8 protein-coding genes and 1 pseudogene are annotated in these 12,017 nt (G+C 59.1%); 4 read left to right on the top strand and 5 right to left on the bottom strand.

Annotated elements, in window-relative coordinates; all coding sequences use genetic code 11:
* Window positions 1-266: 266 nt before the first annotated feature.
* Both C8J45_RS18635 and C8J45_RS18630 read right to left on the bottom strand, forming a co-directional pair.
* Window positions 267-941, bottom strand: a pseudogene (locus C8J45_RS18635) (alpha/beta hydrolase family protein); the annotation flags it as partial.
* A 315-nt stretch (window positions 942-1,256) separates the two neighbouring features.
* On the bottom strand, window positions 1,257-2,348 hold the full coding sequence (locus C8J45_RS18630) for a TonB family protein (RefSeq protein WP_107964644.1): 1,092 nt from the start codon (window positions 2,346-2,348) through the stop codon (window positions 1,257-1,259).
* A 419-nt stretch (window positions 2,349-2,767) separates the two neighbouring features.
* Between C8J45_RS18630 and C8J45_RS18625 the strand changes: the two genes are divergently transcribed.
* Window positions 2,768-3,334, top strand: coding sequence for a recombinase family protein (locus C8J45_RS18625; protein ID WP_107956072.1), 567 nt, complete (start codon window positions 2,768-2,770; stop codon window positions 3,332-3,334).
* Between the two features lie 144 nt (window positions 3,335-3,478).
* Here C8J45_RS18625 and C8J45_RS18620 read toward each other — a convergent pair whose 3' ends face one another.
* Complete coding sequence (locus tag C8J45_RS18620) at window positions 3,479-3,985, bottom strand: MucR family transcriptional regulator (protein ID WP_056413502.1); 507 nt, start codon at window positions 3,983-3,985, stop codon at window positions 3,479-3,481.
* A gap of 722 nt (window positions 3,986-4,707) precedes the next feature.
* Between C8J45_RS18620 and C8J45_RS18615 the strand changes: the two genes are divergently transcribed.
* From C8J45_RS18615 to C8J45_RS18605, 3 genes are all read left to right on the top strand, one after another.
* On the top strand, window positions 4,708-6,642 hold the full coding sequence (locus C8J45_RS18615; protein ID WP_219907409.1) for a bifunctional diguanylate cyclase/phosphodiesterase: 1,935 nt from the start codon (window positions 4,708-4,710) through the stop codon (window positions 6,640-6,642).
* A gap of 347 nt (window positions 6,643-6,989) precedes the next feature.
* Window positions 6,990-7,319 (top strand): YfiR family protein, encoded by a 330-nt coding sequence (locus C8J45_RS18610; protein ID WP_162236997.1) that lies wholly within the window; start codon window positions 6,990-6,992, stop codon window positions 7,317-7,319.
* A 2-nt stretch (window positions 7,320-7,321) separates the two neighbouring features.
* Window positions 7,322-9,373: a TonB-dependent siderophore receptor gene (locus tag C8J45_RS18605; RefSeq protein WP_107964642.1), complete on the top strand. Its 2,052-nt coding sequence runs from the start codon at window positions 7,322-7,324 to the stop codon at window positions 9,371-9,373.
* An 812-nt stretch (window positions 9,374-10,185) separates the two neighbouring features.
* Here C8J45_RS18605 and C8J45_RS18600 read toward each other — a convergent pair.
* Both C8J45_RS18600 and C8J45_RS18595 read right to left on the bottom strand, forming a co-directional pair.
* Window positions 10,186-11,865 (bottom strand): recombinase family protein, encoded by a 1,680-nt coding sequence (locus C8J45_RS18600; RefSeq protein ID WP_258191540.1) that lies wholly within the window; start codon window positions 11,863-11,865, stop codon window positions 10,186-10,188.
* 59 nt (window positions 11,866-11,924) lie between these two features.
* Window positions 11,925-12,008: an ATP-binding protein gene (locus tag C8J45_RS18595; RefSeq protein WP_258191469.1), complete on the bottom strand. Its 84-nt coding sequence runs from the start codon at window positions 12,006-12,008 to the stop codon at window positions 11,925-11,927.
* Between the last annotated feature and the right edge of the window lie 9 nt (window positions 12,009-12,017).

Raw genomic sequence — 12,017 nt, 5'->3', positions numbered from 1 at the left:
CCTTGACCAAATCCTATGTTTCGATCAGTCTCAAATCACCCTCAGGCGCTCAACCTAATTGACGCCAGACCGCTCACCGTAATCGACGCGCTACACTCGTGCGCGTTCTGTCGTCACCCATAGCGCCAGCTTACCGTCCGGATGTCAGCTTACCAACTTAGTTTCCTGAAAGCCGCCAGTCCGCTTTCCTTCCCAACCCGGACATTCCCGAAATCCGATCGAATTTCGGGAAGGTTCGCCGGTGTGAGCTCCCTGACTACCTTCTATCAGCGCCGCGTCCACGTCGTCGTGGCTGTGTCGGATATATTCATTAGCCGACCCCGCGCCTTGGCGTCCGACAGGCCGTAGGCACGTAGGAAGTCGGTGCTGATTGCGGCTGCGCTGATGAAATTGGCATCGGCGGGCCGTCCGATGAACTCGTGATCGGCACCGGCGTAGACGACACCGAACTTGTCGCCGGTCGGAGCGGATTGCACTGGCAGCAGATGATCATGCCAGTCCGTGACCAATCCGGGCACAAGGTCGCGGTCGCCGGTTACGAGCAGCATCGGCACACGATCGCCGGCATAGGCATCCGGTCCGATCAGGCCAGGAATGCGTCCGGGTGACGAAAAGCCGAGCACTGCTTTGACGCTGGGATCACGGAAGTTGCCAAGCGATGCCAGCCCGCCGCCCAAGCACAAAGCGGTCAGCGTACCGAAGCTATGCCCCGCCGCCACTACCGGTCGCCCCGGCCAAGTCTTCGCCGCATAGGCGCTGGCCGCGCGAAGGTCGGCGATCCGTTCCCCGAAGCTCGCCTCGCGGCTGAACTTCTCGCGATCGGGATAGTGCATCGAATCGACATGCACCGGCGCGATCACCGCAAACCCTGCCTTCTGCCATGCCGACACGACTGCATCGTAGCGCTCAGGCCATGAGCCATGTCCCGTCGAGAACAGGACGACGCCTTTTACCTGCTAGGGTACCCAAGTGACGAGAGTGGTCGCGCGCGTGGCAGATACCGTCAACGATACTTGCCCTGTAGGCTGCGCCGCTGACGGCGTAGCAGCTACGGCCAGCAGCAACCCTACGGCCCAAGCAATCTTTGATCGACGCACCAATTTTTCCCCCTCACCACGCTGCTTCGCTGGTACAGCGCAGCACCCATGTGTCCAGTATCCACATCGGTGATCTGAAGCCAACTCCTTCCCGTTTAGGAACGCCAATTGAGAAGCCTATGGCGTTCCCGATCGGGAACGCCAGCCAGGCAGTGCTCGTTACCGGGTGCTCTTCGGCGGAAGCTTGAACTTGACCCGCTGAACACAGCCTCGACGGCCTGAATCGCTTTCTACTACCCGCGCATTGGAAAGCGCATTGCGCGCGGTATCGCCGAACGCCTCGTCCGGTTCAGAACCTAGAACCCTTACGTTCCCTACCGCTCCCCATGGCGCCGTATCATAGCCAATTACGGCCGCCCCTTCGATTCCGCGGCGCCAGAACGCTCTGGGGTAGGCGCTTCCGTCGAGAAGACCCGGGATCGATTTGGGATCCACGATACAACCGGGCTGGTCTCCAGTATCCAGGGGCGTGTCTGGCACCGGTACGGGGGCCGCCAGGTTGGCGCTTCCGTTATGGTAGAAGTGATAGGTGCATCCGTGAAAACCCGCTCCCGGCTCATAGCGGTTGGCCAGCAAAGCTTCTCGGCCGGCTCGCTCGAGCCCTGTATCGCCGGACGTACCCAATGTCTGGACGTTGCCAGGCTTACCTGCGGCGTTCACGTCGAATGCCAGAAACACCCAAGATGGTCGGCGCGCCGGTTGCGACAGTTTTTCGAAGGCCGGCAGGTTAAGACGCCGGTACTGGCCTGGCTCGCGGGGGCAGTTTGAGTCTGCGGGGCGAACTCGTTCAAACAGGGCAGGCGCGAATCCTATGGAGTCCGGACGGCTCGCCAGTTCGTACAAATCCGGCATCGACGCCTTCTCGATCGGCGTGACCGATACCTTGAAGGACACGCTGCATTTTGCCTGCGGCATTCCGGTTGGAAAGCTCGAAGCCGCCAGCGCAGGGGCAAGATCGCTCGTGTCGACATACCAACCCGGCGATTCCGTCCTATCACGGCGGATCGTGCGGGCGCGCCCCTGCGCATCGATTACGAAGGAGAACCGATATGTGGGTGAGGGGCTTTCGGTAACGGCGGGACCGTAACGCGTTGCAACGGCTGTGAAAGGCCGAACGATGTTAGCGGCTACTATCGGCTCGCCTGAACAGGTGACATCGCTGGCGGTGAACGCAACGACCTCCGTCCGCTGTGTGGCGAACGGTACCGGAGGGGTAGGGACACTGAGCAGCGCGAGCAGCGCACCAGGCATGGCGTGATCTCCAAATTTACGACATCGATTATCCCGCTGGCGGCAACGTGCCTAGCGATCTCACCAATGAATAATCCTCGGCGAGCACAGATGATAGCCGGCCTGGAATTCCACTTTCTCAAAATATGTTCTCATTGTTCATTCTCATTGAACGCCAACTTTGTTGACTAGCTGAGAAGGGTCGAACCATGACGATCGACGACGCACTGCGCGCCTATGCCTCAGGACACCGTTCGGCCAAGGAAACGAAGGACCGTACCGGGCTGGGTTATGTTCAAGTCCTAGACGGCCTTGGCCGGCTAAACCTTCGCGTACCACCGCCCGCCTTCGACGGCCCCGACGGCGACGCGCTGCGTGAGAGCGCAGATCGCTTCGCCGCATTCCGAGGCAGGCGCCCTAACATGGCGGATTCCCCGCTGATGCTCATCGGATATGCCCGGGTCTCGACATCTGACCAGAATTTGACGTTGCAAACGGACGCTCTGACCGCTGCGGGATGCGAACGGATCTGCAGTGACAAGGCGAGTGGCGCGAAAACCGACCGTCCGGGTTTGTCAGAAGCGTTGAACGTCGCTCGCCGGGGAGACACGCTCGTCGTCTGGAAGCTCGACCGCCTTGGCCGTTCGATGAAGGGCCTTGTCGAACTGGCAGCTGACCTTGCTACCCGCGGTATCGAGTTACGGTCCCTAACCGACGGGATCGACACAGCGACGCCGACCGGCAGGTTGCTCTTTCACATTCTGGCGTCGATCGCAGAAATGGAGCGTGAGCTGATCCGCGAACGCACAATGGCCGGGCTACTGGCGGCCCGTCGCAAGAACGGGCCGGGCAGGGGGCGCAAGTCGGTCCTGACGCCAAAGAGGGCCACGGCTATGAAGCTGCTCGCTGCGGGCGATCGTCCCCGGGACGTAGCCGAGGCGATCGGCGTCTCGGTCGCAACCTTTTACAGGCATTTTCCGGCTGGTGGCAGCGAGCCGGGCCCTTGAAGACCCGCTACCTGCGCATCGTGCCCTTTAGTGGCCATGATCGCCGTCTGATGACCCTGGAGGCCCTGAGGACGCGCCTCCAGGGACGTAGACTGCATTTCCACAGGGGCTCGGCTCCCGTTTTCCGGGAAGCTATGCCATGGCTTATTCGGCTGCCGTTTCTTCGGTCTTGCGCTTGCGCGGAGCCGGGGTGGGCTTGGCGTCTGCCTTGGCTGCATTGGTTTGACCGGGCTTGCGACCCAGGCCAATGCTTTTCGCCATCGTGCGACGTGCTTCCGAATAGGTCGGAGCGACCATGGGGTAATCAGCCTTCAGGCCATAACGCTCACGATACTCCACTGGCGTCATGCCGTTAGTCGCAAGGTGGCGGCGCAGCGTCTTGTACGGCTTGCCATCGATCATGCTGATGATGTGATCGGGGCTGGCAAGCGACTTACGCGCCGTCACGGCCGGGGTGTATTCTTGAGCAGGTGCCTCGGGTTCAGCAGCCGTAGCGTTTCCGCCGACCAGTACCGAAACAGTTTCGTACATTTTGTTCAGGAAGGCCGGAACGTCGTCAGCATTGGTACGCGTGTTGGGGTTTGCTAACCACGCGATGGTCAATTCCGTGGCGAGCTCAACGGGGTTCAGATCGAGGGTAGTGTCAGACATAGCAGGGCTCCATTTCTGGAGGCGCATCTAGGTATTTGATTGGTTGCTGGCAATCTTAGTTTACCCGAGGCCACATATTTAAGATTGGTGCATGGAAGGACCGGAAAATGCGGTGATCACAAATGGTTCGATATGCAGATCCTACTCACCGCCCACTTGATGTCGGGCCTGCTAGCAACGCGCCGCATCGGACGTTTAGTGGCACAGTAACGTACTTCTCCGCTTTGCATCTCGATCGTGGCGGACCGGTTGGTCCGGCTTCACTACTGGCCACGCCGGCCCGGCTTTGTATGACCGGAATGGTTGCTCACGAGGCACTCTGGTATGCGCCCATTTTTGCGACGGCGGGATTAGCTCGCGCTGATAGTTTCCTCGGTAGATTCGAGATGACATACCGCCGATCCTGCGCGTGAGGTATCAAGCTTGGGCGGATTGCAAATCTTTTTTGATCGCAAAAGGATTTGTTAGTCTTGTCAGCGGCATAGGCGCTGAACATGCTGGAACGACGAACCATCCGAGGCGCCGCCTTTCGCATCGGTCGCCGTGCCTCGCGTCTCGCGCAAAACGAGATAGGTCCGGGGCCGCAATTTGCATGTTCAGAAGCTCGCGCTCAATGCTTTGCTGACCTTGTTCAACCAGATGATGGGTTGACCAGCCTTAACGCTGTTTCCGAGATCGAACGAAAGTCGCGGCTACCGCAGTATATAGCTGGCCCCAAGGCCGTGATCATATTGCTCGTGCTGGCAGTGACACTTTGCCTTGGCACGCTCATCTACGTTCAACATGCCAACAGCCTCATCGTTGACCATGACATGCAGACGGCAGTCTCATTGAGCGAGCTTGCCGCGCGCTTCGACCACGAAGATGGCAACCTGTACCGCCTGCTGGTTGATGCGTCGGCTAACGGCCGCGCCGCTGACAGCACCCGACGCCTGATCAATATCCGCCATAGGATCAGTCAGATCAGCGCCGATCTGGCCAGGCAGCGGGAGGCGCTCGACCCTTGGGACATCACTCGTGCTACCCGGGTCGTTGCAGAGCTCGGCAAATATGATGAAGCGGTTGGAGTGGTGTCGTCGATGCTGGAAGTCGACTTCTCCACTAGCGTTGCCATGCTGCGCCCGTTTCGTGCCAATGCAGACCGTGTGCTGGCCGAGGTCAAGGCAATCGCAGCCTCCGGCATTGCCGATGCGCACCGTCATGCCGAGGATGCTGCGTGGCGGACGCGATGGCTTGTCGCATTAGTTACGGCTGCGGTGCTGATCGTCGCCGGCCTATCCTATGCTTGGCTCGCATTGGCAGCCGAACGTGGTGTCCAACTGACAGCGGAGATCACGCGCCGCGGTATCGCCGAGCAGGAGGCGCTGAAGCTCGCACGCACTGACGCGCTGACAGGTCTCGTTAACCGACGAGAGTTCGGTAACGCGCTTGAGATTGCCATTGACGCTGCCATGACCGCTGGCAGAGGATTATCAGTGGTGCTGCTTGATCTCGATGGCTTCAAAGATGCCAATGACATGCATGGACACGCTGCCGGCGACACGGTGCTCATGACGGTTGCACACCGACTGCATAGCGTCTGTGGGGATTATGCCACTATTGCGCGCCTGGGCGGGGACGAGTTTGCTATAATCGTGCCAGACGAAGGGAGCACAGGCGATGCCATGGCGTTGGCCTACCAAGCTAGTCACGTGCTTCATCAACCGCTCGCCTGGCGCAGTAACACGATTACGGTCGGTGCCAGCATCGGGGTCTCCCGCTTCCCGAATGATGGGGTCGCTGGGAGCGAGCTACTGCATGCCGCAGACATCGCGATGTATGAAGCCAAGCGGGGCAGCAAGGGCGGCGTCTGCCTATTTTCCCCTTCAATGGAAGCCGAGCGGTTCGAGCGCCGACGCATGGAGCAGGAATTGCGCGATGGTATTGGCCGCAGCGAAGTAAAGCCGTTCTATCAGCCAATCGTCCGTTTCTCAGATGGGGGGCTATGCGGCTTTGAGATTCTGGCGCGCTGGCATCATCCTCGTCTCGGGCTACTAGCGCCTGACGCCTTTATCAGACTTGCCGATAGCACTGGCCAGATAACGGCGATGACCAATTCGATCCTGCGACAGGCGTGTATTGATGCGCGCCAGATCCCCGCTCACTTGCGTTTGGCTTTGAACATTTCGCCGACCCAGTTCGAAGAACCGGGACTGGCCGAGGCACTGATCGCCATCATCCTCGCTGAAGGCGTCTCGCCATCGCGTTTTGAGATCGAGATTACCGAGGATGCGGTGATGGATGACATCGTCGCGGCCGAACGTGTGCTGGCAACCTTCCGCCAAAGCGGGATATCCGTGGCACTGGATGATTTCGGTACTGGGTATTCCAGCCTATCCAACCTGCGACGCCTCCGGTTCGACAAGATCAAAATCGACCAAAGTTTCGTCACATCGCTCACTGACAGCGTCGAGAGCGAGAAGATTGTCGATGCGATCATCTCGCTGGCGCTCAGCTTCGGCATGAAGGTTACGGCCGAGGGTATCGAGGACGCGGCGGTAGCAGCGATGCTCTCACTAAAGGGATGTACCCAGGGGCAGGGTTACTTATTCGGCAAACCGGCATCATTCACTGAAACTGTCCGATTGTTCAGCACAGCCTGTCAGGTGGCCGCCTGAGCAAAAACAGGTGCCGTCCATAGGTTTCGAAAAGACATAGCCACAGGCCAGAACGGTTCATTCGATCCGCCGCCACATTCCCGGCGGGTATTAACCACTGGCACACATCCCGTTGCTATCCGGCGGGACAAACGATCGGGATACGTGTGAAACATCTATCTTTCCTCGCGGGGCCAGCCCTCGTCACTAGCATGATTTGGCCAGCGGCGACGGCCCCGTCGGCTGTTCTCAACGTCCCCGTTGCCGCCCGTATCATATCATTCGTTCAACCATCGCCTGTCGGACTGGTACCGGTCGGCATTGTTTATCAGCCCGGCAACGCTGCCTCGGAGGCGGAGGCGTCTGACATGGAGCGCATGTTGACTGGTGGCTTCACGCTGGGCCGTGCGACGCTCCGCACGCGGCGGGTGGCAGTGAGTAACCTAGGCCAGCTGACTGGCACGAAGGCTGCGTTCGTTACCACGGGTCTACGCGCGCACCAGGACGAAGTGGCCGCAGCTGCCAGCGCGCAATCTATTTTGACAATCACCGCCGACGCTGGCTGCGTCGTGGCGGGAAAATGCATTGTGGGCATCAGCGGAGCGAGCAAAACACAGATCATCGTGAATAAGGCTGCGGCGCGTCGAAGCGGTATCAGGTTTGGGTCCGCTTTCCTCATGCTCGTCAAGGAAATCTGATCATGGGGCGCCTTCTTACCCTTGTGGTCGCCACCGCAATCGGTGCGATTGTACCCACCGGGCTCGATGCACAGATCGTCGACTATGCTGCGTTGGGTGACGCCTTCGGTGAGCCGATTACGACCAGCGTGACTGGCAAGCCTCAGCGAGCGTCTGAAGCTCCCGCCTCAATTACTATTATTACGCATGACGAGATCGAGCGGTCACCAGCCCGCAGTGTACCGGATCTCTTGAAGGCTTATGCCGGAATTGATGTCAATCGCTGGACCGCGGGCCAGAGTGACGTTGCCGTTCGCGGCGGTGTCCAGACCTATAACGCCAGGCTACTTGTTCTAGTCGACGGGCGACAGGTCTATCTTGATCATTACGGCATGACAAACTGGAACCTACTTGGTGTGCAGCTCGATGACATCCAGCAGATCGAGTTGGTCCGAGGTCCTGCTACTGCGCTGTTTGGCTTCAATGCCGCCAGTGGAGTCGTCAACATCATCACCACTAACGCTGGTTCAGATCCGCATCTTGGTGCAACTGCAGAACTTGGTACCCATAGTTATGCACGCATTGGCGGATCGTTCACCATACCTGTTAGCCCATCTATCGGCTTGAAGGTAACTGGCGGACATCAAAAGGAAGACGAGCGCGCGATCCCAGGCGCACTTTACCAGCCGCCACGTACATTGGGCATCTATGCCGATCAGGTGAGCGCGACGCTGGCAATTCAGGCTGGCGCCTCAACCTCCATCGAACTTAATGGTGGGCTGACCGGCAACCGGCAACTGGAATTCTTGCCGAGCCAGATTCTGACCGAGCAACGGTTCCGCAATCAGACCGCCGGACTACAGGTGAACCACGACACCAACTGGGGCAATCTCTCTGGCCGCGTCTACACTAATTGGTTGCAGGCGGACTATGGGATTACCACGCCCATTTCTGACCCCTACAGCAGCGTTGCCGATCTTCGTACGAGCAACCGCATCACCGTGATGTCCGCGTCGGCGCTCGTTAGAATAAGCGCGGCAGACACCCTTCGAATTGGTACCGAATACCGCAACAACCAGCTCGGCTCCGACAGTCTGTTTTCACATCGCATTGGTTATCAGGTTGCAGCGGTCAGCGGAATGATCGACATTCGTCCGCTTGCCCGCCTTTCGCTGACGGGCGCTTTGCGGCTCGATCATCTTTGGTTGGGTCAGGGGGGGGCGCCGGCAGCACCTCAGATTGATCCTGCCTCAGCCTATAACCGCACGATTACGCCGGTCAGCTTCAACGCCGCTGCAACCATCCAGGTCAGCGAAAATGGCCGGTTCCGGGTTAACGGCGGACGTGGCCTGCAGTTGCCATCGCTGATCGGCTTTGGCCTACGCGTGACCGTTCCGGCGCCTGAAGTTCCGATCCCGGTATATCTAACTGGCGATCCCCGTCTTGCTCCAGTCACCGTCTGGAGTGCAGAGACGAGCTATTCGCATAGCTTGGCGTCAGGCCTAAGGTTTGATGCATCCCTCTTTTATACCCGGACCGACAAGTTGATCGCCTCGCCAGGGGGGTCTGTTGATGTAACGGTAGTGCTGACACCGGAACCGATCGCCGTCACTCGGTTTGCCAACGTGGGAAATTTTGAAAGCTACGGCGTTGAGCTGTCAGCGTCCGGTAAGATCGCGACCAACTTCGGTTGGTCATTTAACTACAATGTGACCCGGGTGGATGAGAACATCCCGGCCAACCGTAATACCACCTTTTATGCTCTCTTTCCTAAGGCGGCCACACCGCAGCATCGGGCCAATCTGAGCCTCGATTATGCCGCAGGTGGATGGTCAGCGACCACATTGGCGCATCTCACAAGCGCCAGTCGCCAAAGCAGTTTTCTTCCGTCGACAGAGTTGGCGATGATACGCGTACCGGCAGCCATTACAGTCGACACTAAAATTGCCCGGATGCTAACACCAAGGGTGTCGATCCATGTGGCAGGAGAAAACTTGACACAGGCTCGTGGTGCTTACGGCTCTCCAATACCGGCCGATCGTCGACTTAGATTGGGAGTAAGTGCTAAGATATAAGCTAAATACGTAGCTGGTTGCATGATGAATGGTCGGAAGGGCGACGGTTTCGCTCCCCATCGATCGACGTTCTTGATCATCACCCCACCTGTTCGAAACCACATGATTGTCGTCAGCCATCAGATCCGGCGACCGGGGGCGCCCGAATCTATGTGTGGCACAGGCGAAAAACCCTATCGCTTTGTCCGAGTGTACGGAAACCAAAATCCAGAGATTTTTCCGTCACCGACAAAAAGGGCGGGAGGTCATTACGCTCCGCGTCAATCCGGGTATACCCTGAACGAGCAGACGGTATGCGACACAAAACCTGTTTGAACAGGGTTGGTAACAGCGAAACCGGACACTTCACTTCGAGGTGTAGACCCTGAATGACAGATCAAGTCCCAGCGAAAATCTAAGCTGCCCCGACCGGCACCATCGCCGACCTCCTTGACGGGACGCTCGAAAACAATCTGCTAAGGCGGGTCCAGTCCTGCTGCGTGGTACGGTCGGCGATCGATGAGGCACGCGGTAAGGCAAGTGGGAGGCTCGGGGAAGGGTCGGTGAGCGAAGCGGGGGCTGCAATTTCTGTCGCCCCTTGGCCTAGAACCTACTGCTCGGTTGCCTCGCCCTTGAACTACGACATCAGTAATAGTCCGGGCGAGCGCTTAGATTGCAGCGCGGCACGAGAGACGAGCCGTTCGGCCGTGCCGATCAATGACGCGGCGAGACCAGAGCTGCGGAGGCTAATTTAGCACACGAACTAGCACATGTTCGAGGTAAAAAATAACTAAAGCCTCTCTTACAAAGGGTTATACATCAGCGCCACGTACTCATAACCTGAAGGTCACAGGTTCAAATCCTGTCCCCGCAACCATCTTGATTTGCAACGCCTCCTCGGAAACCCCCGCGGAGGCTTTTTGCGTTTCTGCTCCAGCACATAGCGACAGCATCGACGCAAGCTCTCCGCGCAGGTCGATGGCGAGACCGCCTTCTTCTGGCGTTAGAACCACCGCGTCGATAAGCGCGCGCAACCGTTCGAACGCCTGCGCCTTCAGCGCATCGTCCAGGAACGCCGCAGTGAGGTGACCGACCTTCTCGCGATAAAGGCGACCAAGGTCGAAGTGCAGTAACTGGGATTCTGTGGATGCTGTCTGCGCGGCGTCCTGTTCGGCAAGCAGGACCTTGTGACGCTCGTTCCAGACCTTCATGTCCTCGACGAACATCGCTGCGTCGACACCCTTCAGGATGGCCGCCTTGGCGAGGCTGATTTGCCGGTCGAGGTTTGCCAGCTCGACCTCACGCTCCGGGCGGGTGCTGACCGTCTCGGTCGCCAGACGCCGGGTTTCCGTCTCATACTCTGCCAGGAAGGCCGCCACGACATCGTTGCGCAGCATCTCGGTCGACAACCCCGTTAGGACACGCGCGTCGAGTTCGTCCTGGCGGATCGTCACACGATTATCACACCAGGTCGGACCCTTCTTGGCAGCGCCCTGACACCCGAATCGGCTCTTACCGGATTTAGCATAGCTGGCGCCGCAGGATCCGCAGGTCATTTTGCCTGTCAGCAGATACCGGGGGCGCTGCTGGGAATAGAAGGGCAGGGCGGGAGCCGCTGTCTGCGACAACGGACCTCGCGCCAGCTTTGTCTGCTGCGCTTTTACTTTCTCCCACAGCGCCACGCTGACGATCCGCAGGTCCGGTGCCTCGACGACATCGGCCCGCTTCTCCTCCGAATTGATGAACGCATGACGCTTTCCCGTGTCCGGGTTCTTGCGATAGGTCTGCTTGGCATACGGTCGCAGGCCCATATACAACGGATTGTTGAGGATCCCGGTTCCGCGCGCGGCATTGCCGGTCAGCGTGTTCGGCGTCCAGGCCGCAGCTTTCCCGAGAGGATGTCTGGTGGTTCTGCCGCTACGCGGGGATGGTACGCTCTCAGCATTAAGCTGTCGCGTGATGGCCATGGGCGATAGGCCTGCCGCATAGCTTTCGAAGATGCGCACAACCACGGCTGCTTCGGCCGGCACGATCTGCTGCAAGCCGCGGATGCGTTCGCCATTGCCGTCGTGCTCGATACGCTTCTCATAGCCATAGGCCGAGCCGCCAGGATTCTTGCCCATCGCATGGCGGCGGACTAGCGCATCGCGCGTCTTTTCGCTGGTGGCGCTCAATTGCTCGGCGTTGATGGTGCCCATCATCCCGATGTGCAGAGGCGTCACTTCGCCTTCCTTGCGCGTTGCGAGAATAATGCCGCGGAATCGAAGGCGCTCATACAACGTCGCGATGCCGGCTTGGCTACGCGATATCCGGTCCATGGCATCGGCAAAGACGACGTCGATGCCGCCGACGTCCACCGCCGCAAGCAGCGCTCTCATACCCGGACGGTGCAGCGTTGCCGCCGACTCCGCCGGTTCGGTGAAGCAGTTCACCTCCTGCCATCCCTTGCGTGCGGATTCCGACGATCGCGCGCAGCCATTCCGATTTGATGGCGCGCAGCGTTCCGATTTGATCGCGATCAGTTGCGGTCACTCGGTCGACATGGGTTGGGTGTCATTTTCACGAGGCATGGTCAATCGCCGATGGACGCTTTGGTGCGCCGCAGGCTGTCCCCTTCGAGTTCGACGCGGTGAGCGTTGTGAAGGAGGCGGTCCAAGATCGCGTC

The organism is Sphingomonas sp. PP-CE-3G-477, assembly GCF_003050745.1.
In the GTDB taxonomy this organism is placed as follows: domain Bacteria; phylum Pseudomonadota; class Alphaproteobacteria; order Sphingomonadales; family Sphingomonadaceae; genus Sphingomonas.
This window is presented reverse-complemented; position numbering and strand designations above follow the sequence as displayed.